Origin of the sequence: Methylocystis sp. JR02, from assembly GCF_030063565.1 — a bacterium.
Classification (GTDB): domain Bacteria; phylum Pseudomonadota; class Alphaproteobacteria; order Rhizobiales; family Beijerinckiaceae; genus Methylocystis; species Methylocystis iwaonis.
On the sequence record NZ_JASIRC010000001.1, the window covers coordinates 3,812,172 to 3,832,848 of the forward strand.

Consider the following 20,677-nt stretch of genomic DNA (forward strand, 5'->3'; position numbering starts at 1 on the left):
GATGCGCCATGTCTGAAACGCGCCGCCCTTTTCCTAGGAAAGCGCCCGTGCCTCGTTTCGCTGATCCGCTCGCTGCCGCGTCCCGCGGCGCCAGGAGCCTGTTGCTGCGCGGCGGCGTGGCGCTCGTCGTTCTTTCCGCCTGGTGCGCTTTCCCGACGGCGAGCTTCGCGCTGGCCCGCGAGGGAAATCTTTCGGTCGCGCGGCCTTTCGAGGTCGGGTCGAGCATCTCCGGCAATTATCTCGCGGCCATCGTCGCCGGCGCCGAGCGCGACACGCTTGCCGCCTCGACCTTCTTCCGCGAGGCGCTGCGCGACGATCCTAATAATCAGGACCTGGTCGACCGTTCTTTCGTCGCAGCGCTCGCCAATGGCAATATGGCCGATGCGGTGGCGCTCGCGCCGCGCGTCGTGGCGCATGACAAGGCCAATGGCCTCGCGCATCTGACCAAGGGCGTCGATCTCATCAAGAACCGCCGCTACGTTGCGGCGCGGGCCGAGCTGGCCAAGAGCGGCGGCGACCGGCGCCACGACATCACCTCGACGCTGCTGACCGCCTGGACCTATGCGGGCGCCAAGGACACGCGCAAGGCGCTCGCGACGCTCGATTCTCTGAACGACGAAGCTTTCATCGTTTTCCGCGACTATCACGCGGCGCTGATCGCCGACATCGGCGGCAACAAGGCGGAGGCGGAGAAGCGCTTCAAATCCGCTTACGCCGCCGAGCGCAACACGCTGCGCCTCGTCGACGCCTACGCCCGCTTCCTCGCGAGCCGCGGCCAGCGCGACGAAGCCAAGAAGCTCTATCAAGGTTTCGACGAGGTGGCGCCGGGCCATCCGATCATCACCGCCGGCCTGACGGCGCTCGATGAGGGCAAGCCGCTGCCGCCTTTCGTGCGCACGCCGGAGGAGGGCGCGGGCGAAGCGCTCTATGGGCTCGGCGCGGTCGGCGGCCGCTCGGGCGACGAGCTGGCTTCGCTCATCTATCTGCGCCTGGCGCTCCATCTCGCGCCGGAGAACGCCCTCGCCATCATCACGCTCGGCGACGTCTATGAGCGCATGAAGCAGGAGGAGACGGCGATCGACCTCTATGACAGCGTGCCCAAGGACAGCCCGCTGCGGGTCAACGCCGACGTGCAGGCGGCGCTGCTGCTGGAGACGCTCGGCAAGTCGAAGGAGGCGAGCGAGCATCTCGGACAGGTGGTCGGCGCCAATCCGAAAAATCAGGAAGCTTTGACGGCGCTCGGCAATCTCCAGCGCTCGCGCAAGCTCTTCAATGACGCGGCGGCGACCTATTCGCGCGTGATCGCTTTGCAGCCCAAGCCCGACAAGGGCCAGTGGCTGCTCTACTATTATCGCGGCATCGCCAATGAGCGCCGCAAGGACTGGAAGGGCGCCGAGTCCGACCTCAAGAAGGCTTTGGAGCTGAACCCCGATCAGCCGCTGGTGCTAAACTATCTCGGCTATAGCTGGGTGGATCAGGGCATCAATCTCGACGAGGCGTTCCGGATGCTGCGCCGCGCCGTCGATCTGCGCCAGCGCGACGGCTATATCGTCGACAGCCTGGGGTGGGCCTATTACCGCCTCGGCCGCTGGGACGACGCGGTGCGCGAGCTGGAGAAGGCGATCGACCTGAAGCCCTCCGATCCGGTGATCAACGACCATCTGGGCGACGCCTATTGGCGCGTGGGCCGCAAGCTCGAGGCGCAGTTCCAGTGGAACCATGCGCGCGATTTGAACCCCGACCCGGACGACCTGCCGAAGATCCTGGACAAGATCAAGAATGGGCTGAAGGATCAGCCGGCGGTGGCGGGCGACGCGCGCAAGACCGGGGGGTAGGCGCCGCGCGCCTGCCTCGTAAGAGATCCGCTCGATTGGTTCGGGGCCATCCCCGACGCTCGCGCCGTTCGGACACGCAGGAAATCACCGCCGTCATTGCGAGGAGCAAAGCGACGAAGCAATCCAGCGCCCCATTACCGCTCTGGATTGCTTCGCTTCGCTCGCAATGACGGGCTCTGGGCAAAACCAGCGCTCTTGTGGCCCTGGATTCCCGCTCGGGCCTTCGGCCCGTCGGGAATGACAAGGGCCCGATGGAAGCCGATCAAAGGGAAATGGCGTCAGTCCCCCGCCAACTCCAGCACGATGGCCCATTCCGCATCAGTCACCGGCTGCACGGACAGGCGTGAGTTATTGACGAGCACCATGTCTGCGAGCCGCGGCTCGGCCTTGATTTGCGCCAGCGTGACGGGCTTCTTCAAAGGCTTCACCGCCTTCACGTCGACCATGCCGAATTTGCCGCTTTCGTCGGTGTGGTCGGGGTAATATTCCTTGATGATCTCGATGATCCCGACGATCGCCCGCTCTTCGTTCGAGTGGTAGAAGAAGCCGCGTTCGCCCTTCTTCATCGCCATCAGATGTTTCTTGGCGAGATGGTTGCGCACGCCGTTCCAGAACGTGCCTTTCGCGCCCGCCTCGACCTGCTGGTCCCAGGACCATTTCGAGGGTTCGCTCTTCAAAAGCCAATGCGCCATCTATAGCTCCGCGCCCACGACGCGCTTCCAGGCCTTCAGTTCGACGCGCTCGAAAAGGCCGGCCTCCGCGTATGGATCCTTGGCAAGCAAGGCGCGGGCCGAGGCTTCATCCGGGCAGTCGAGGATGAGCATGGAGCCCACCGGCTTGTCGTTCTCGACAAAGGGGCCGCCGAGCTTCACTTGCGCCGCATGCGCGTCGAGAAAGGCGAGATGGGCGGCGCGGGTGGACATGCGCAGGTCGACGTGACCGGGCTTGTCGAAGCAAAGGGCGACGAAGAGCAAGGGCGGGCCTCTGTTGGACTGTTGAACGGGCCCCTTCAAACCAAAGGGCGCGACAGTGGTCAAGCCGCGGCCGTCATTGCGAGCGAAGCGAAGCAATCCAGGGCCAGGATAGCTGCTCTGGTTTGCTTCGTCGCTGCGCTCCTCGCAATGACGGTCAGCCGGCGCGCTCGTGGACGGGCTCGACGAGGTCCACGACACGATTGCCAAAGCTCGTAAGCGCCTCGCGCAGCGCGGCGAGGTCGGCCTGGGAGGGCTGGGCGCCGGCGAGGCGTTGCTGCGCGCGCTCGGCGCGTAGCGCCTCATTGGCGCCCTGCAGCATGGCGTTGTCGGCGCGCGCGATCTCCAGCTTGTCGGCGCCCTCGCGCGCTTCCGCCCGCGCGGCGCGCAGGGCGTTTTCAAGGCGCTCGACGTCGTTCTCGCGGCGCTCCTTCTCGGCGGCGCTATCGACGCGCGCCTTGTCGCGCTCCTGGAGCAGAGTCTGCCGTTCGGCGCGCGTCCTTTCGAGTTCTTCCTTTGCCGCCGACAGGTCTTTGACGAGGCCCGGGACGTGGCCGGCCTCTTCCGACACGCGGGCGAATTCCTCTTTCATCGCGTCGAATTCGCGCTGGAGCTGCGTGTTCTGCTCGTGCAGCGCGCCGATCTTGGCTTCATGCGCGACGACGCGGCTATATTGCGCTTCCTTCTCGCGGCCGAGCTCTTCCTTGTCGGATTCGAGCAGCCGCAGGCGCTCGACCCAACGATCGGCGCGTTCGGTCATCTCATGCAGCGCAAGCTCGGTGGAGCGCAAAAGGTCGGTGCGCTCGGCCAGTATTTTCTGCGAGTCGCGCAGCCGCAATTCCATGTCGCGGTTATCCGCCTCGGCTTTCTTGCGCGCCGTTTCCGCCTCGAGGACGCGCGCGGCGTGGCGGCCGACGGCGGCGAGGTCGTCGGCCTTCGAGGCCTTCACCGCTTCCATCTCCAGCTCCAGCCGGCGCTCACGCAGGGCGAAATCGGCGCGCAGCAGATCGCGCTCGGCGATGACCTCCTCCATGGACATGGGGGCGAGCATTTGCAGCCGGCGCATGGAAAGGCGCATGGCGCGCCGCCAGAAGGCCGGCAGGAAGAGCAGGGTAATGAGCCCGGCGACGAGAAAGCCGAGCGCGAAATACATCGCCTGTTCGATCAAGACGTCAACCTCGCGCCCCCTCGGGACTTTTGGGCGGGACGGGCCCGAGAGTGCCATGTCTGGCGCGTGAAATCAAAGCATCGGCGGCTTGGTAGTGGGTCAGTTTGTATTTTGATCCGGTGGCGATCGAAACAGCCCCTTAGCGATGAACCCGACAAGCCCAATAGCTGCGACGGCCGTGCTCCCGACAAGAGCGGCGAGAATGTTCTCTTCTAAAGAGAAGCCTTTCAGATGCGTCCCATGTAGGAAAACGAGAAAGCCAACGCCTAAGGAATATAGTTCTAAATATTTGAGTATGCGAGCGGCGTATGTTTTTCTCATACGACGGTCCGCTTTAACATTCTTGATCTGCGACTTCGCCAAAAGGTTCTTGAGCCGGATTCCATCCAGCTCAAGGTCTTCGCGCTCTAGCTTATCAGCCCGTTGACGAAGTCGCGTCTGACTGATTCCGTTTCCAAGTGAGATTCGGCCGAGGTTGGTTCGATGGCGATGCGGCGTGAGACGGGGACGCAGGAAGATCTGGTTGTCGGCTGGGCGGATCTGCCGCGCTCTCCGGGGCACGCATTTTACGACGAGCTTCAGAAGGTTCTACTGGACGCGGGCTTCGACGTTTTCGTCGAGAACGCCTGCAAGCCCTACTACGCGGCGAAGATGGGCGCGCCCTCGTTGCCACCAGGGCGCTATTTCCGCATGCACATGGTGGGCTACTTCGAAGGGCTCGACAGCGAACGCGGCATCGTATGGCGCTGCGCGGATTCCTTTTCGTTGCGGGATTTCTTGCGGCTATCGACGCGCGAGAAAGTCCCGGATCATTCATGGCTGTCGAAGACGCGCTCGCGTCTGCCGCATGAGGTTCACGAGAAGGTATTCGGTTTCATCTTGAAGCTCGTCGCCGAGCGCGGCCTCGTGAAGGGCGAGCGCATCGGCGTCGACGGCTCGACCATGGAGGCGAACGCGGCGCTGCGCAGCATCGTGCGGCGCGACAATGGCGAGACCTATCGCGCAATGCTCGAGGGCATGGCGAAGGAAAGCGGGATCGCGACGCCGAACGCCGAGGATTTGGCGCGTTTCGACCGTAAGCGCAAAGGCAAGAAGCTCTCGAACGACGATTGGACGAGCGCCACGGACGCCGAGGCGAAGATCGCGCGGATGAAGGACGGAACGACGCATCTCGCCTACAAGCCGGAACATGCGGTCGACCTCGACACAGGCGTGATCGTCGCCGCGCCGATCCACGAGGCGGACAAGGGCGATACGACGACGCTTGGCGACACGCTGGAGACGGCGAAGGCCAATCTCTCGGCTGTCGGCCTCGCGCCGACGCCGGACGATCCTTGCGAAATCATCGCGGACAAAGGCTATCATTCGCGCGAGGTTTTGAAAGGCCTTGACGACGGCGAGTGGAAGAGCCGGATCAGCGAGCCTTTGCCGGCGAAGGGCTATTTGCGCTGGCATGGAGACGAAGAAGCGCGCGACGCCGTTTACGCCAACCGCGCACGGCTGAAATCGGGCGTTGGACGCGCCGCCATGCGCAAGCGCGGTGAGCTGGTCGAACGCAGCTTCGCCCATGTGCTGGATGGCGGCGGCATGCGCCGGGCTTGGCTTCGCGGTCGCGAGAACATCGCCAAGCGCTATCTGATCCACGTCGCAGGCTTCAATCTTGGCGTCCTGATGCGCGCCCTCGTCGGCTGCGGGACGCCAAGAGAACGCGCCGAGGCGGCCAGAAACGCCTTTTTGTTCGTTATTCGGACAGATAGCGCCACGGGCATCGTCATCATCGCCGACATCGGCGGCGCGCCGGCCTTGCTCGCCGTCATCGCCGCTCCGGAACCCGATTAATCAAGCTGCGACTTCGTCACCGCGCTGTTAAGGGACAGCCAGATAAGAAACTGCTTCGAGCGCGCCAGAATGTCGTTTTAGAACTGGGAATGATGTTGGCTGTTTTAGGAAGGCAGAAAGTTGCTATTCTGCTCAAAAGCGACATTGATATGGAAAAGCCATCAGATATTCAAGGGCTAATATATATCCCATTTAAAGAAAATATAAACGAGACGCGCCTAACGCTAGCAAAAGAAATGCACAGCCAAGGAATAACAATAGACCTTACCAAGGTTTAGAAATCTCTCTTTTTGTAAGGACCGCGCTTCTTGGCAACCTTATCTTCTTCCGCCCCAGCAAGCGCCACAATGTCAGAGACTTCCCAAAGGCGTCAGAGACGCCAACCCACTACCCCGGTCGCGTCTTCGCTGGGCGGCTCGCGCGCGTCTCGTGGAACAGCGCATAGTCGATGACCGCCGCGCCGCTTTCGTCGGCGCTGAGGATGTCGACATATTCCTTCCCGACCCCCACCTCGCAGAGCGGATAAATCCTGCGCGCGCGCAACGTCTGGCTGGAGGTTTCGTCCTGGCCCTCGAAGATCAGGATGAGGCTGGCGTCGCTCTCAGCGAGGTCGTCCGCCGACAGTCCATGCAGTGGGCTGGTCGCGTCGACGATATGCATGATCGTCCAGCTCAGCGAGAAGATCGGGCTCTCATTACGGGTCAGCGCAAGGCGATGGAAGCGTCGATAGAGCGCGCCCTCCGCCGAGCGCTCGAGCTGCAAGAGCCAAAGCTCGGCGTTCGCGTCGAGGATCATGTTGTGGCGCTGATTGGCGAAGCGGATCATCAGGGTGGGCGCGCCATTGAAATGTGCGAGCACGGGCGTGCGGGCGAAAAGGATGCGCGCGCGGGGCCGGGCGAAGCGGGTGAAGACCAGTCCCGTCGTCACCGCCAGCGAGCAGACGCCGATGAAGGCGCCGGCCGCCGCGAGGGCGTGGCCATAATAGCTGCGCGGATGCATGTCGCCATAGCCGACTGTGGCGAAGGTTTCCACGCTGAAGAAGAAGTAGTCGATGAAACTGCCGGGCCGCGCGTTGGCGATGGGGTCGTCGCCCAGCAGGTAAAGCCCGGCGAAGGCCAGGTTGAAGAGAACGAAGACAGCCGCCGCGGCGGCGAAAAAGGTCGACCAGCGCGCCGTGACGGCGCGATGATGCAAGTCGAACCAGAAACTATGCCTGACGCCAAGCGCGACGATGCGGTCGGCGGCGAGGCTCGCCCGACGCGCGCGGGCGCGGGTTTTCGCGTGAAGTCTGTCGGACTCGTCGAAGGGCAAGGGGCCCTCAGAAGGGATTCCAGGTCGAGTCCGGCGTGAACTTCAGATAGCCGAGCGCGACGCCGAGACGCGCGCCGACGCCCGAGCGCACCGGCATCACAATGACGTCCTCATTATTTAGCGCGGTGAATCCCAGCCCGCCGACGAGATAGGCCGAGCCATTGACGCCCGCATAACGGCGATAGATCGCCTCGACGTCGGGCAGGTTATAGACCAGCATCATCGTGCGGTCGCCGTCGGCGCCGGCGTCGAAGCCGATCGACGGGCCCTGCCAATAGACGCGTTTCTGCCCCGCATTGCGCGTGAACATCGTGCCTTCGCCGTAACGCACCCCGCCGATGAAGGCGCCGCCGGCTTCCTGGCCGAGGATATAGGCGTTGGGCTTGCCCCATTGCTTATTGGCGCGCTCCAGCCCTTCGGCGAGGCCGCGCGAGATGGAGCCGAAAAAGTGATGGCCGTTCTCGACGATCTCGCCGCTCGTGTAGGTTTCCGGGCGCTGGGCGGCGCGCGCAAAAGAGGGAAGCGCGGCGCTGGCCGCAGCGGCGGCGGCGAGACGGAGAAGGTCGCGGCGGGACGAAGACGAGACGCTCATGATCACAAGGGCTCCAAAACGCAAATAACCGATGCTCGACGCCTCGGCGTCGAGTGCGGCAGTCGCGCGGCGCCAATACGTCAGCCCAGCGGCGGCGTCGCCAACTTGCGTAAAAGTCGCGCGTCGTCGTTAAGAAAGCGTTGCCGATGCGGGATCGCCCCAGGCGATGAAGGCGCCGTTGAGATATTTCTCGCGCGACTTGTTGTAGCGCAGCGGGGCGCCCGAGGGGTCGAGCACGACGCCGCCGGCGGCGCGTAAAATAGCGTCGCCCGCGGCGGTGTCCCATTCCATGGTCGGTCCGAAGCGGGGATAGACGTCCGCTCTTCCCTCCGCCACTGCGCAGAACTTCAAGGATGAGCCGACAGACAGGCGCTCGGCGATGGGCAGGCGCGCGATAAAGGCTTGCGTTTCCGCATCGAGATGCGATTTGGAGACGAGCGCGGTCATTCCCTCTACTGGCGGCTTGCGCGTGCGCAGGCGCCGCCACTCTTGTGGCGCCGGCAAGGCGCCGCCGGGCGCGGCGTCGGCCAAATAGCTTTCGACGCCGCCGAACCATACTTTCGATCCCGCCGGCGCGGAAATGGCGCCGGCCACGGGGGCGCCGTCGACGATAAGCGCGAGATTGACGGTGAATTCCGGGCTGCGCGCGAGGAATTCGCGCGTGCCGTCGATCGGATCGATGAGCAGGAAGGCCTCGCCATGCGTCACGGTCTCGCCGCGCGCCGCCGCTTCCTCGGCGATGATCGGCACGCCGGGGAGATCGCGCGCGAGCGCAGCCAGCAGATAATCTTCGACGCGCTCGTCCGCCTCGGTGACGGGAGATTTGTCGTCCTTGAGGCGGGAGTCGAGATTGGGACGCGCCAGCACCTCCATCGCCAGCGCGCCGGCGCTGACGACGAGAGCGCCGAACAGCCGCGCAAGCGCCTTGCGGTCAGTCGGCGAGACAGTCGGCGGCGTCCAATGATCGGTCATAAGAGTCAGGGCTCCGAATTCGGGTTAACGAGCGGATGTGTTCCAGCGTCATGGCCGCGCTTGTCGCGGCCATCCCGCCGCGCCGATGCGGAAAGCTTAAGAACATGAGCGGGAGCAACGCCGCTTCTTCTCCCCGCATGTCGTAATGTCCTGGCGTGGATGCCCGCGGCAAGCGCGGGCATGACGGGTTGCGTAGGGGTTGTTCTGGATTCGGAGCCCCGTCATAAGACTATCCTTTAGTTTTTGTTTACGACCCCGACGCTTGCGATTTGCAATCTGCGTCGCCGCAGTTACCTTTCCCGGAAACTGTATGGCGTGATTCGTTTGCTTTTTCTTTGCTGATTCGCGGCAAAGGATTTCGGGCTCGTATCACGCAACCATCGCGCGCCCGCGCGCCAAACGGGATAGCCCAATGACCCAGTTCTCGCTCGACGCCCTCGATCTCGCGGCCTTGCTGTCCTCGCGGGTCTGTCATGACGTGATCTCTCCCGTCGGCGCGATCGTCAATGGGCTCGAGGTGATGGAAGACAAGGATATGGACGCCGAAATGCGCAGCCATGCGCTGGCGCTCATCAAATCCAGCGCCGGCGAGGCCTCCGCGCGGCTGCAGTTCTGCCGCCTGGCCTTCGGCGCCGCCGGCTCCAAGGGCGCGTCGATCGACACCGGCGACGCCGAGCTTGTCACCCGCCAGCTTCTCGCCGACGAGCGCACCAAGCTCAACTGGAGCGTCCCGCGCGCGCTGATGTCGAAGAACAAGGTCAAGCTGCTGCTCAATCTCTGCTTGCTGGCGGACACGACCATCCCGCGCGGCGGCGTGATCTCGGTTTCGTCGACGGGCGACGAAGAGAATGTTTCCTTCAAGATCGAGGCCAAGGGGACGAATGCGCGTCTGGCCGCCACGATCCCGGCCTTGCTCGCGGGCGAGACGGAAGAAGGCGCGCTCGACGCCCGCGCAATCCAGCCCTATTACGCCGGCCTCGTCGCCAAGGCTTGCGGGCTCGATGTGAGCGTGGCCTGCGAGCCCGAGCTGGTGACGATCGAAGCCAAGCCTGCGGCGGCGGGCGCCGCCTCGCAGGAGCCGCAGAGCGCGGTCGCGTAACGCGGCGCGCCGCAAGCTTCGAGATGGGATTTCGCTTCTTTTAACCCCTCTTGCCGATACTGCGCCGATTCGCCGCAACGGCCGGCGAGGGGCGCGGCATGGACGATCTGCTCAAGGATTTTCTTCAGGAGGCGACAGAGCACATCGACGCGACGTCGGTGGAGCTGCTGCGTTTCGAGAAGGATCAGACAGACCCGGCCCTCGTCGCCAGCCTGTTCCGGCATATCCACACCATCAAGGGGTCGAGCGGCTTTCTGAGCCTGCCGCGCGTCGCGCGGCTGACCCACGCCACAGAGACGCTGATCGGGCGGCTGCGCGACGGCGCGACGGCGACCTCCGCTCATGTGTCGTTGATTCTCGCGGCGGTCGACCGCCTGTCGATGTTGCTTCTCGAAATTGCCCGCAACGAAGTCGAGCCCGAAGGGGACGACAAAGCGTTGCTGACGCAGTTGGAGCAGGGCGCGGCGAGCCTTCGACCGAATGCGGCGCTTGCGCCGCAGGACGCCAATCCGCCCGCCATGGCGCCGCAAGCGGCAAGCTCGTCGGAGACTCTCTCAAGCCTCGGCGCCCGGCTGAGCGATACGGTGCGGGTGTCGGTGGGCGTGCTCGACCGTTTGGTGGGGATCGTCTCGGAGCTGGTGTTGACCCGCAACCAGCTTCTCGAACTCTCGAGCGCCGGCGACGACGAAGTCATCAAGGCCGCCGTGCAGAATCTGTCGAGCGTCACCGGCGATCTGCAGGACGCGGTGATGCAGGTGCGCATGCAGCCGGTCGAGCGGCTTTTCGCGACGCTGCCGCGCCTCGTGCGCGACCTCTCCCTCGAACTCGGCAAGAAGATCGAACTTGTCACGCTCGGCGGCGACACGGAGCTTGATCGCCAGGTCATCGAACTCATCCGCGCGCCGCTGACGCATATTATTCGCAATGCGGCGGATCATGGGATCGAGACCGGCGCGGAGCGTCTGGCGCTCGGCAAGCCGGAGGCCGGCCGCATCCGCGTCAGCGCCAATTACGACGCTGGCCAGATCACCATCGAGATCAAGGATGACGGCCGCGGTCTCGATCGCGAGGCGATCAAGACGAAGGCGATCGCGCTGGGGCTCGCGACGAAAGAGTCGCTCGCCCGCATGAGCGACGCCGACATTTTCGAATTCGTCATGCTGCCCGGCTTTTCGACGGCGCAGAGCATTACGAAAATCTCGGGCCGCGGCGTCGGCATGGATGTCGTGCGCGCCAATATCCAGTCGATCGGCGGCGCGGTTTCCATCAATTCGGCGGCGGGCAAGGGCTCGACCGTTATCTTGCGCATCCCGCTGACGCTCGCCATCGCGCCGGCGCTCATTCTCTCTTGCGGCCGCTCCCGCTTCGCCGTCCTGCAAATGGCGGTGATCGAGGTGGTTGGGGTCGGCGAAGGCTTCGACCACGAAATCCAACTCATCCACGATGCGCCGGTCTTGCGCCTGCGCGGCGACGCGCTGCCGCTGGTCGATCTCGCGGATGTCCTCGATCTCGATGCGCCGGATGATGCGCCGCGGCGCGACGGATTCGCCGTCATCCTGCGCGTGGGCGGCGTGCGCTTTGGCCTTCTCGTCGAAACCATCGCGGATGTTCAGGAGATCGTCATCGAGCCGCTTTCCGGACCGCTCGCGCGCATCGGCGTGTTCTCCGGCCAGACCATCCTCGGCGACGGCGGCGTCGCGCTGATCCTCGATCCGGCGGCGATTATCGAAAGCATGGGCCTCGATAATCTCGCCGCGCCGGCGCGCCCGGCGCCCGCCGCGCTTCTTGCGCCCGAGCGTGAGAAGACGCGGATCATCCTGCTGCGCGCGGGCGGCGGCTCGTTGAAAGCATTGCCGCTGTCGCTTGTCATGCGCATCGAGGAAGTGGCGGCCGACCGCTTCGTTCCCTCCGGCGACGGCTATGCGATGCTTTACGAAAAGCGGCTGTTGCCGGTCTTTCCGGCGACGACGGATATGCGCCTCGACGCGTCGCGTGATTATCCTATTCTCGTGCTCGCCGGCGCCGGACAGGCGACCGCGATCGTCGTCGACGAAGTCATCGACGTGGTCGAGGAAGAATTGTCCTTCCAGAAGAAAGGCGCCGATCCCAGGATCATCGGCACGGTCAGCATGAACGGCTGCATCGTCGACGTGCTCGACGTCGCCTATTTCATCGAAATGGCCGATCCGGGCGTGCTGACGCGCGGCGTCAATCAACGGCCGCGCGTGTTGCTCGTGGACGACAAGCAATTCTTCCGCGACATGCTGGCGCCCGTTCTGCTCGCGGCCGGCTATGAAGTCACGACGGCGGCCTCAGGCCGCGAGGCGCTCGAACTCGCCGCACGCGGGCTGCGCATCGACGCGGCCGTGACCGACATCGACATGCCGGACATGGATGGCTATGCGCTGGCGCGCGCCTTGCTGCAGACGCCGGGGCGCGCGGATTTGCCGATTGTCGCGCTCGCGCCGCAAAAGACCGCGAAAGCTCTCGAGGCGGCGACGCTCTGCGGCGTGCGCGCGCTCGTCGGCAAATTCGACAGGCGGGCATTGGTCGAAACGCTCGGCGCGTTGCTCGATGGCGTTGCGGCGTCGGGCGAGCAGATCGAGCGTCGCATCATGGCGGAGGCCGCCGCATGAGTTTCGACGTCGCCGACTTCAGCTACAGCCGCAGCCGCGCGGCGCCCGCCGTCACGCAAAGCCGCCATTTCGTGATCAGGGTGCGCGGCCAGATCGTGGGCCTGCCGGTCGAGCATGTGAAGACGGTTTTCTATCTCGACAATCTCACGCCGGTGCCGCTTGCGCCGCGCGAGGTCGCCGGGCTGACCAATTTGCGCGGCCGCATCGTGACGGCGCTCTATCTCGACCGCTGTCTGTGGCTCGATGAAGCAATCGACGGCTCCAACGGCCTTGCGGTCGGGATCGAGCATGACGGCGAGGAATATGCGCTGCTCGTCGAAGCGACGGAAGACGTCGTGGCGACGAGTGAAACCGATCTTATCGCCTGCCCGGCGCATATCGATCCGCGTCTCGCGGAGATGGTGGCAGGCTGCTATCGCTTGGACGACGGCTTTTTGTCTGTCCTCGACGTCGAGGCATTGCTGCGGCGCGTCGCAAAATTGAGCGAGGCGCCGCGTCAGCGCGGCGGGCGACAAGGCAATTCAAATTATTCGGATACAGGAGCAAGCTGAGATGAAACAGGTTCTCGTGGTGGACGATTCCCCCGTGATCCGCAAGGTCGCGCGCCGGATTCTCGAAGGATTGCATTTCCGCACCAGCGAGGCGGCGGACGGCAAGGCCGCGCTCGCCGAATGCGAGAAGTCCATGCCGGACGCCATTCTGCTCGACTGGAACATGCCGGAGATGGACGGCTTCGAATTCCTGTGCGCGCTGCGCAAAATGCCCGGCGGCGCGACGCCGAAGGTTGTCTTCTGCACGACGGAAAACGAAGTGGGCCATATTGCGCGCGCCATGCATGCGGGCGCCGACGAATATATCATGAAGCCCTTCGACCAGAACATCGTGCGGTCGAAATTCGAGGAAATCGGCCTCGTTTGAGGCCGGTTTTCTAGCGCCGCAAGGCGCTCGTGTCGCGTTTCTCGTGCAAAGGCGTTGGTATATGCGTCGTTTTTTTATGTCTTCAGAAATTGTATCGAACGCTCGGGCGTTCAGAGCAAAAGTAGCGCCGTCATTGCGAGCGCAGCGAAGCAATCCAGAGCCGTCGTGTGGCTCTGGATTGCTTCGTCGCTTCGCTCCTCGCAATGACGGCCTTGGCGCCCAGCCTTCTTCTGCGAGGGCGCGCGCATGACTCTCGCCTTTGCGCGGTTTCGCCGCCAAATCGCCCTTGTCACCGGCATCGCTTTCGGCGCGGACAAGCAATATCTCATCGAAAGCCGCCTTGCGCCCGTTATGCGAGCGCATAACATCTCCGGCTTCGCGGATCTCACGGAGGCTTTCGAGCGCCGCGACAATGGCTCGCTGGCGCAGGACATCATCGATGCGCTGACGACAAATGAGACGTTCTTTTTTCGGGATCGGACTCCTTTCGAGACGTTCAGGACGATGATTCTTCCGAGCCTGATGGCCTCGCGGGCGCAGGAGCGCCGGCTGCGATTTTGGTGCGCGGCCTGCTCGACCGGTCAGGAAGCCTATTCGCTTGCGATGGTCTTGGAAAATGAGGCCATCGCGCTGCGCGGCTGGAGCCTCGACATCCTCGCAACGGACCTCTCGACGCGCGCCGTCGAGACGGCGCGCAACGGACGCTATAGCCAATTCGAAGTGCAGCGCGGGCTTTCAACAGGCCTTCTGTTGCGCCATTTCCATCGCGACGGCGCAAGCTGGCGCGTGAACGAACATCTGCGCGCGCGCATCGACTTCCGCGCGTTCAATCTGCTGTCGGATTATGCGGCGCTCGGCGCCTTCGACGTCGTCTTCTGCCGCAATGTGCTGATGTATTTCGAGCCGGAAACGAAGCGCGCCGTGCTCGGGCGTCTTGCCGGCGCGTTGAGCGACGGCGGTTATCTCATCCTCGGCGCCACGGAGACGGCGGCGGAGGCCGGCGCCTGTTTCTCGCAGACGACGGTGAATGGCGTTTGGCAGACGCGCCGGGCGCAGCCGCAGTTGCGCCTGGCTTGAAGACGGGCGCGATAGCAACCGCGAGCGTAGCGACGAAGCAATCCAGAGCCGAGGCGGGGCTCTGGATTGCTTCGCTTCGCTCGCAATGACGGGCGGTAAACGAAAAGGCCACGTCCGCCTGGACATGGCCTTTTTCAATAGCCGCTTCGATAATCGTCAGGCAGTGATGCGCTCGTCGGCTTCGCTTGGCTCGCGCAGCACATAGCCGCGGCCCCAGACGGTCTCGATGTAATTGCGGCCGTCGCTGGCGTTGGCGAGCTTCTTACGCAGCTTGCAGATGAAGACGTCGATGATCTTGAGTTCCGGCTCGTCCATCCCGCCATAGAGATGATTGAGGAACATCTCTTTCGTGAGCGTCGTGCCTTTGCGCAGCGAAAGCAGCTCCAGCATCTGATATTCCTTGCCGGTCAGATGCACGCGGGCGCCGCCCACTTCGACCGTCTTCTGGTCGAGATTGACGATGAGATCGCCCGTCGTGATGACCGACTGGGCATGGCCCTTGGAGCGGCGGACAATGGCGTGGATGCGGGCGACGAGCTCGTCCTTGTGGAAGGGCTTGGTCAGATAGTCGTCGGCGCCGAAGCCGAGGCCCTTCACCTTGTCTTCGATGCCGGCGAGGCCCGAGAGAATGAGGATCGGGGTCTTCACCTTCGCGACGCGCAGATGGCGCAGAACCTCGTAACCCGACATGTCGGGGAGGTTCAAATCGAGAAGGATGATATCGTAATCATAGAGCTTGCCGAGGTCGATGCCTTCCTCGCCGAGATCCGTCGTGTAGACGTTGAAGTTCTCGGACTTGAGCATGAGCTCGATGCTTTGAGCCGTCGCGCTGTCATCTTCGATCAATAAAACGCGCATGTTGGTTCCCCACCGAGCTCCATCGAATTTGATCGCCGTCCGCCCATGGGCGCACGTCGGTCACGGACCAGCCCCCTGGTCCTGCGACTCTTCCCGTCTAGGTTCTGACGGTAAGCGGAATTGGTTAATAAACCTTCACTTGCGCCCGCAATGCGGCCCGAAGTCTTAATTCGGGCTCTGAACGGGGAACGCGCCACGCAACTGGAGAGAAGGCTTCGAGACAAAGCGAATCACTCGCTTCTCCCAATCTATACGCCGGCGTGAGTCGGGCGCGCAAAGGTAAAAGTTTGCGTTGGATGGGATTTGCGCGGCGCCCGAGCGGCGACGAAACGTCGCGCCCGGCTCCAGCTTCGAGCAAGCCCGTATCTTTGTCCCGGCGGCGCTTGGGGAAGAGCGGCGCAGTTGGGGGAGGCGCTGATTTTTGCGGCGCGGCGAAGTCGGGCAAATCCAGAGCGAAACCCGCGGCGTCATTGCGAGCGAAGCGAAGCAATCCAGGGCCGCGGTGGCTGCCCTGGATTGCTTCGTCGGCTTCGCCTCCTCGCAATGACGAAAATTAATTGGTCGCCGCCTCAATCGTTATCCGTGTTCCATTGCGGCATGAGGATGATGCAGTTGGGGTTGAAGCCCGCCTTCTGCAGGACGTCGATCTTGCCCGCCACTTTATTGGCCTGAAGATCGATCACGGTCACCGAACCGTCGTTCATGTCGGGCAGGTTGAGCAGGCTGTTCTGGACGAAGGCGTAGCGGCGGTCCGGCGAGAAAACGAAATGATGCGCGCCCGCCGCCGCCGGGATCGAGGCGAGGAGCTTCGGCTGCGTGGGCTCGGCAATGTCGAAGATGTTGAGCGCGCCGGGCTTGGCGGTCGTCACATAGAGCCGGTCGCCCGCCTCGTTGTACTCCATTTCGAGCGGCATGCCCTGGCCGATCGTCGAAAAGTCGTAAGCCTTGGCGAGATCGAAAGACTTGTCGGCCTCCCGCCAGACGGCGCGCCACAGCGTCCCGCCGAGCATATTGGTGACAAAGGCCGTCTGCGGCGACTTCTTGGGGGCGAAGGCGGTCTCCACCGGCGCCTCGGCGGCGGGCGAGGGCTTTTCAGAGACTTTCTGAGTGGCGAGCAGCTTTCCGGTCGACGCCTGCACGAGCGTGATGGTTTCGCCCGCTTTCGAAAAATCCGCCGGATCGACCGTGCTCGTCACGACGAGCAGGTCGAGGCTCTCGTTCAGGGTCAGCCCATGCGGATGCTCGATGAAGGGGCGCGGCGGTTCGCCGGCGGCGGGCTTCGGCGCGCCGATGACGGCGAGCGTCCTGTTGGTTTGCGCGTCGCCCATGATGACATTGCTTGAGCCCATGCAGCTCAGGAACCAGCGCTTGCGATCGGCGGTGAAGACCATGTCCTCGCCGACCTTGCAGTCGGGGACGGGAAACATTTCCGGATCGGCCGGAAATTTATTGATGTCGTAAACCGCGATCGCCGAGCGGCCGAGCGAAGTCGCATAGACCTTTGTCCGCTCCCTGTTGAAATAGATGTGGTGCGCGACGAAATCGGGCGGCAGCGGCGCGTCTTTGACGATCTTGTTAAAATTCGGCGAGGCGGGGTCGATGTCGATGATCGCGATCCCCTCGCGCCGGGGCGCGACGCCGGGTTTGGTCTCATAATTGAGCGCAGCCAGAATCTCCGCACGCGCCGGCGCGGCGGCGAAGGCGGCCAGCGCGCAGAAAAAGGCGACTGTTCTTTTCATTTGTTTCTCTCCCTTTGGTATTAGACCGGTCGTCTAGTTTAAGCTGACGAAAAGGGGCGAGTGGTCGCCTCCTTTTGAAATTAGGTCAGGCCGCGCAATAACCGAGGAGCGTTTCCTCGATGAAGCCGTAGAGCGGCGCGGCGGATTGCTCGATCTTCATGCGCAGCATGGCCCCCTGCCAGCCGTCGATCAGCAGATCGGCCATGGCGCGGGGGGATCGGTCCTTGCGCGCGACCCCTTCGGTTTGCGCCCGGGCGATTCCGTCGGCGAGAAGATCGCGATAGCGATCGACGCCCTGTTTCAACGCCGCGCGCGAGGCGGGGCTCGCGTCGGCGATTTCCCCCATGAGATTGCCGAGCAGACAGCCGCCCTTGAAGCCATTCGCCTCGAGCTCGCCGGCGAGCTCCCGGAAATAGGCGGCGAGGGCGTCGAGCCCGTTCCTCCCCGGCTCCCGCAGGCGCTCGCCCAGACGGCGCAGGAACGGCGCGAGATAATGCGCGATCGCCTCGGCGCCGAACGCCTCCTTGCTCTCGAAATAATAGTAAAAGGAGCCCTTGGGCACTTGCGCGGCTTTGAGAATGTCGGAAAGGCCGGCGCCGCGATAGCCGTTCATCAGCATCAGCGCGACGCCGTGGTCGAGCAGGCGCTTGCGGGTGTCGTCGGTAGTCTTGCGATCGGACATGGGGGTATTATTAGACCGGTCGTCTACAATGTCAAATAATGCTGGACCGCGCGCCTTCAGGCGCGCAGAAAAAGGCGAGCCTGAAGGCTCGCGCAGTCTCTCGGAAACTTCCGAGGCGGCCTCGTCCTTCGAGACGCGAGCGTCGCTCGCTCCTCAGGATGAGGCCTAAGTGTTTGGCGTAGTGTGCAGAAGCCCCTCATGCTGAGGAGCCTGCGCAGCGGGCGTCTCGAAGCACGAGGGGCGCCGGGGCCGCTTTGTCAGCGGCCTGAGCAAGCTTGGCTCGGGCTTCAGGCGGCGCCTCTGGATTTGTCCGAAAACGGACGGCGCCGTCATTGACTTGCGCTGAGCCTTTCTCCTATATGCCACGCGCGGCGCCGCTCCGAGAGGGGCGGCGTCTAATCTGTTTTGCCGTCCCGTGATCGGCGGTCCCATGCGCTTTTCGAGCGCGGCGGGAAGGAAAAGCGGGCAGGGCGCATTGAAGGCGGGCCAAGGCCGGAGGGGCCGCGGTTCGCGACGGAGACATTCGGTGAAAAGAACCTATCAACCCAGCAAAATCGTGCGCAAGCGCCGTCACGGCTTCCGCGCCCGCATGGCCACCGTCGGCGGCCGCGCGGTCATCGCTGCCCGCCGCGCCCGCGGCCGCAAGCGCCTCTCGGCCTGATAGGGCTTTTCGCGATCGACGGAACAGGCGGACGGCTGAAATGACGACCGACGCCCCCGTCGAATCGCAAAAGCCCGAGAAAAAGCGGGCGCGTCTGCGCCGGCGCCAGGATTTTGTGCGTGCGTCGAAGACCGGCGCGCGCTTTTCGGCGCGCTTGTTCACGCTTCAAATGGCGGGGCAGGGCGGGCCGGAGGAGACGGTCTCTCCAGCGGAGGCGCGTTTCGGCTTCACTGTCACCAAGAAGGTGGCGGGAGCTGTTGGGCGCAATCGAATCCGCCGCCGTCTCAAGGAGGCTCTCCGGATAAGCGGAGACCTTGGCGCGCGGCCCGGCCGCGATTACGTGTTCGTCGCCCGGCGAGGGGCGCTAGACGCGCCATTCGTCGAAATCGTCAGTGAGATGGCCAAAGGCTTCGCGCGGCTCGATGAGCGCAGCGCCGCGAAGGCCCGGCCAAAACAGAAAGACAGGCCTGCCGCGTCATGACGGAAAACACCAAAAACATGCTCATGGCCGCGGCGCTCTCGATGATCTTCATCGGCCTGTGGGACTATTTCTACGCCTTTCCAGAGATGGAGCGGCAGCGTCAGGCGCAGGTCGAGCAGCAGCGCATGGCCAAAATCCCCAAGCTCGGCGCGCCCGACAAGAGCGCCGCCGCGCCGGTCAAGATCGCCCGCACCCGCGAAGAGGCGCTCGCCGAGAGCCCGCGCATCGCCGTCGACACGCGCACCATCTCCGGCTCGATCGCCCTCAAGGGCGGCCGCGTCGACGACGTGTCTCTCAAGAATTATCGTCAGACCGTCGATCCGACGAGCCCGATCATCACGCTGCTCTCGCCGGAAAACGCCCCGGGCGCCTATTACGCCGAGCTCGGCTATCTGACCGGCGAAACCGAAAACGCGCCGGCGCTGCCGACGACCGAGACGCTCTGGACGGCGGATTCGGACAAGCTCACCTCCGGCAAGCCGGTGACGCTCTCCTGGGACAATGGCCAGGGCCTCGTCTTCAAGCGCGTCATTTCGGTCGACGACGAATATCTGTTCACGATCAAGGACAGCGTCGAGAACAAATCCGCCAAGCCGGCGCCGCTCTACACCTTCTCGCGCGTGATCCGCGTCGGCCGCCCGCCGTCCGCCGGCTACGCCGCTTTGCATGAAGGCTATGTCGGGGTCATCGGCGATCAGGCGGAGGAGCTCACCTACGACAAGATCGAGAAAGAGCCCAATTACACCAAGACCTTCAAAGGCGTCGGCGGCTGGGTCGGCTTCACCGACAAATATTGGGGCGCGGTCGTCGCCCCTGCCCAGGACATCGCCTTCGAGGCCCGCTATATGGCCATGGGCGGCGCCACCAAGACCTATCAGGCCGATACGGTCAGCGAGCCCAAGACGATCGAGCCCGGCGCCAGCGCCGAGACGACGACCTATGTCTTCGCCGGGGCCAAGGAAATCGACACGCTCGACGCCTATAAGGCCAATCCGGGCCTGAAGCGCTTCGACCTGCTGATCGACTGGGGCTGGTTCTATTTCATCACGCGGCCGATGTTCCGCCTGATCGACTTCCTCTACAAGCTCTTCGGCAATTTCGGCGTCGCGATCCTGGCGGTGACGGTTATCGTCAAGCTCGCCTTCCTGCCGCTCGCCAACAAGAGCTATCAGTCGATCGCCAAGATGAAGGAAATTCAGCCCAAGATCAAAGAGCTGAAAGAGAAGTTCGGCGACGACAAGCAAGCCTTCAACATGGCGCAGATGGAGCTCTACAAGCGCGAGAAGGTCAATCCGGCGAGCGGCTGCCTGCCCGTGCTGCTGCAGATCCCGGTGTTCTTCTCGCTCTATAAGGTGCTCGTCGTGACCATCGAAATGCGTCACGCGCCCTTCTTCGGCTGGATCAAGGACCTCTCGGCCCCGGACCCGACCAACATCTTCAACCTCTTCGGCCTGCTGCCCTTCGATCCGACCCATGTCGCCTTCTTCGGGCCCTATCTGGCGCTCGGCGTCTGGCCGCTGGTCATGGGCGTGACCATGTGGCTGCAGATGAAGATGAACCCGGAGCCGACCGACGAAATCCAGAAGACCATGTTCGCCTGGATGCCGGTGATGTTCACCTTCACCATGGGCGGCTTCGCCTCTGGCCTGGTCATCTATTGGTCGTGGAACAATCTGCTCTCGATCACTCAGCAGGGCGTGATCATGAAGCGCGCCGGCGTGAAGTTCGAGCTGTGGGACAATCTGCGCAAGACCTTCGGGCTGGCTTAAGCGGCGTCCGGGTGGACCGCGCGCCTTCAGGCGCGCATTGAAGCGAGCCTGAAGGCTCGCGGTCCGCTG

General features: G+C 63.7%; 20 protein-coding genes. 11 read left to right on the forward strand and 9 right to left on the reverse strand.

The window, feature by feature from the left end; all coding sequences use genetic code 11:
• Positions 1-8: 8 nt before the first annotated feature.
• A complete protein-coding gene (locus QNA11_RS18050; RefSeq protein ID WP_502867545.1) occupies positions 9-1,835 on the forward strand; it encodes a tetratricopeptide repeat protein in 1,827 nt (608 codons plus the stop codon).
• Between the two features lie 278 nt (positions 1,836-2,113).
• Here the strand turns inward: QNA11_RS18050 and QNA11_RS18055 are convergent, their stop codons facing one another.
• From QNA11_RS18055 to QNA11_RS18065, 3 genes are all read right to left on the reverse strand, one after another.
• Entirely contained in the window at positions 2,114-2,527 is a 414-nt protein-coding gene (locus QNA11_RS18055; protein WP_283484078.1) for an EVE domain-containing protein, read from the reverse strand.
• The gene (locus QNA11_RS18060) at positions 2,528-2,809 is read right to left on the reverse strand and encodes a YciI family protein (protein ID WP_283484079.1); all 282 of its coding nucleotides are present in this window, start codon (positions 2,807-2,809) and stop codon (positions 2,528-2,530) included.
• Positions 2,810-2,963: 154 nt separating this feature from the next.
• Complete coding sequence (locus QNA11_RS18065) at positions 2,964-3,974, reverse strand: coiled-coil domain-containing protein (protein ID WP_283484080.1); 1,011 nt, start codon at positions 3,972-3,974, stop codon at positions 2,964-2,966.
• Between the two features lie 483 nt (positions 3,975-4,457).
• Here QNA11_RS18065 and QNA11_RS18070 point away from each other — a divergent pair, with 483 nt between their 5' ends.
• A complete protein-coding gene (locus QNA11_RS18070; protein WP_283481505.1) occupies positions 4,458-5,813 on the forward strand; it encodes a transposase in 1,356 nt (451 codons plus the stop codon).
• Positions 5,814-5,863: 50 nt separating this feature from the next.
• Positions 5,864-6,091, forward strand: a complete 228-nt coding sequence (locus QNA11_RS18075; RefSeq protein ID WP_283484238.1) for a TIR domain-containing protein — start codon at positions 5,864-5,866, stop codon at positions 6,089-6,091.
• 109 nt (positions 6,092-6,200) lie between these two features.
• Here QNA11_RS18075 and QNA11_RS18080 read toward each other — a convergent pair whose 3' ends face one another.
• The 3 genes from QNA11_RS18080 to cysQ form a co-directional block, all read right to left on the reverse strand.
• Positions 6,201-7,124, reverse strand: coding sequence for an ion channel (locus QNA11_RS18080; protein ID WP_283484081.1), 924 nt, complete (start codon positions 7,122-7,124; stop codon positions 6,201-6,203).
• 7 nt (positions 7,125-7,131) lie between these two features.
• Complete coding sequence (locus tag QNA11_RS18085; RefSeq protein WP_283484082.1) at positions 7,132-7,716, reverse strand: DUF1134 domain-containing protein; 585 nt, start codon at positions 7,714-7,716, stop codon at positions 7,132-7,134.
• Between the two features lie 129 nt (positions 7,717-7,845).
• Positions 7,846-8,688, reverse strand: a complete 843-nt coding sequence (gene cysQ / locus QNA11_RS18090; RefSeq protein ID WP_283484083.1) for a 3'(2'),5'-bisphosphate nucleotidase CysQ — start codon at positions 8,686-8,688, stop codon at positions 7,846-7,848.
• A gap of 412 nt (positions 8,689-9,100) precedes the next feature.
• Between cysQ and chpT the strand changes: the two genes are divergently transcribed.
• The 5 genes from chpT (at position 9,101) to QNA11_RS18115 (ending at position 14,418) form a co-directional block, all read left to right on the forward strand.
• Positions 9,101-9,787 (forward strand): histidine phosphotransferase ChpT, encoded by a 687-nt coding sequence (chpT, locus tag QNA11_RS18095; RefSeq protein WP_202074194.1) that lies wholly within the window; start codon positions 9,101-9,103, stop codon positions 9,785-9,787.
• A gap of 98 nt (positions 9,788-9,885) precedes the next feature.
• Entirely contained in the window at positions 9,886-12,423 is a 2,538-nt protein-coding gene (locus QNA11_RS18100; protein ID WP_283484084.1) for a hybrid sensor histidine kinase/response regulator, read from the forward strand.
• Entirely contained in the window at positions 12,420-12,974 is a 555-nt protein-coding gene (locus tag QNA11_RS18105) for a chemotaxis protein CheW (protein WP_283484085.1), read from the forward strand. The genes QNA11_RS18100 and QNA11_RS18105 overlap by 4 nt, the downstream gene beginning before the upstream one ends.
• Position 12,975: 1 nt before the next feature.
• Entirely contained in the window at positions 12,976-13,341 is a 366-nt protein-coding gene (locus QNA11_RS18110; protein WP_283484086.1) for a response regulator, read from the forward strand.
• A 246-nt stretch (positions 13,342-13,587) separates the two neighbouring features.
• Positions 13,588-14,418 carry a CheR family methyltransferase gene (locus tag QNA11_RS18115; protein WP_283484087.1) on the forward strand — a complete coding sequence of 277 codons (831 nt, stop codon included), beginning with the start codon at positions 13,588-13,590 and terminating at the stop codon, positions 14,416-14,418.
• A 156-nt stretch (positions 14,419-14,574) separates the two neighbouring features.
• Here QNA11_RS18115 and ctrA read toward each other — a convergent pair whose 3' ends face one another.
• The 3 genes from ctrA to QNA11_RS18130 all read right to left on the reverse strand — a co-directional run bounded on the left by ctrA (position 14,575) and on the right by QNA11_RS18130 (position 17,697).
• Complete coding sequence (gene ctrA, locus QNA11_RS18120; protein WP_165052893.1) at positions 14,575-15,276, reverse strand: response regulator transcription factor CtrA; 702 nt, start codon at positions 15,274-15,276, stop codon at positions 14,575-14,577.
• A 569-nt stretch (positions 15,277-15,845) separates the two neighbouring features.
• Entirely contained in the window at positions 15,846-17,015 is a 1,170-nt protein-coding gene (locus QNA11_RS18125; protein ID WP_283484088.1) for a YncE family protein, read from the reverse strand.
• Between the two features lie 85 nt (positions 17,016-17,100).
• The gene (locus tag QNA11_RS18130) at positions 17,101-17,697 is read right to left on the reverse strand and encodes a TetR/AcrR family transcriptional regulator (RefSeq protein WP_283484089.1); all 597 of its coding nucleotides are present in this window, start codon (positions 17,695-17,697) and stop codon (positions 17,101-17,103) included.
• A 526-nt stretch (positions 17,698-18,223) separates the two neighbouring features.
• Here QNA11_RS18130 and rpmH point away from each other — a divergent pair.
• The 3 genes from rpmH to yidC are packed head-to-tail and all read left to right on the forward strand — an operon-like array spanning position 18,224 to position 20,608.
• Complete coding sequence (gene rpmH / locus QNA11_RS18135) at positions 18,224-18,358, forward strand: 50S ribosomal protein L34 (protein WP_165052887.1); 135 nt, start codon at positions 18,224-18,226, stop codon at positions 18,356-18,358.
• Between the two features lie 40 nt (positions 18,359-18,398).
• Positions 18,399-18,839, forward strand: a complete 441-nt coding sequence (rnpA, locus tag QNA11_RS18140) for a ribonuclease P protein component (RefSeq protein ID WP_281928812.1) — start codon at positions 18,399-18,401, stop codon at positions 18,837-18,839.
• Complete coding sequence (gene yidC / locus QNA11_RS18145) at positions 18,836-20,608, forward strand: membrane protein insertase YidC (protein ID WP_283484090.1); 1,773 nt, start codon at positions 18,836-18,838, stop codon at positions 20,606-20,608. The genes rnpA and yidC overlap by 4 nt, the downstream gene beginning before the upstream one ends.
• Positions 20,609-20,677: the final 69 nt, after the last annotated feature.

Excerpts from the sequence above, each read along its gene's own strand:
- QNA11_RS18050 (WP_502867545.1), top strand. The coding sequence starts at position 9 with ATGTCTGAAACGCGCCGCCCTTTTCCTAGGAAAGCGCCCGTGCCTCGT.
- QNA11_RS18055 (WP_283484078.1), bottom strand. The coding sequence starts at position 2,527 with ATGGCGCATTGGCTTTTGAAGAGCGAACCCTCGAAATGGTCCTGGGAC.
- QNA11_RS18070 (WP_283481505.1), top strand. The coding sequence starts at position 4,458 with ATGGCGATGCGGCGTGAGACGGGGACGCAGGAAGATCTGGTTGTCGGC.
- QNA11_RS18085 (WP_283484082.1), bottom strand. The coding sequence starts at position 7,716 with ATGAGCGTCTCGTCTTCGTCCCGCCGCGACCTTCTCCGTCTCGCCGCC.
- cysQ (WP_283484083.1), bottom strand. The coding sequence starts at position 8,688 with ATGACCGATCATTGGACGCCGCCGACTGTCTCGCCGACTGACCGCAAG.
- chpT (WP_202074194.1), top strand. The coding sequence starts at position 9,101 with ATGACCCAGTTCTCGCTCGACGCCCTCGATCTCGCGGCCTTGCTGTCC.
- QNA11_RS18100 (WP_283484084.1), top strand. The coding sequence starts at position 9,886 with ATGGACGATCTGCTCAAGGATTTTCTTCAGGAGGCGACAGAGCACATC.
- QNA11_RS18105 (WP_283484085.1), top strand. The coding sequence starts at position 12,420 with ATGAGTTTCGACGTCGCCGACTTCAGCTACAGCCGCAGCCGCGCGGCG.
- QNA11_RS18110 (WP_283484086.1), top strand. The coding sequence starts at position 12,976 with ATGAAACAGGTTCTCGTGGTGGACGATTCCCCCGTGATCCGCAAGGTC.
- QNA11_RS18115 (WP_283484087.1), top strand. The coding sequence starts at position 13,588 with ATGACTCTCGCCTTTGCGCGGTTTCGCCGCCAAATCGCCCTTGTCACC.
- ctrA (WP_165052893.1), bottom strand. The coding sequence starts at position 15,276 with ATGCGCGTTTTATTGATCGAAGATGACAGCGCGACGGCTCAAAGCATC.
- QNA11_RS18125 (WP_283484088.1), bottom strand. The coding sequence starts at position 17,015 with ATGAAAAGAACAGTCGCCTTTTTCTGCGCGCTGGCCGCCTTCGCCGCC.
- QNA11_RS18130 (WP_283484089.1), bottom strand. The coding sequence starts at position 17,697 with ATGTCCGATCGCAAGACTACCGACGACACCCGCAAGCGCCTGCTCGAC.
- rnpA (WP_281928812.1), top strand. The coding sequence starts at position 18,399 with ATGACGACCGACGCCCCCGTCGAATCGCAAAAGCCCGAGAAAAAGCGG.
- yidC (WP_283484090.1), top strand. The coding sequence starts at position 18,836 with ATGACGGAAAACACCAAAAACATGCTCATGGCCGCGGCGCTCTCGATG.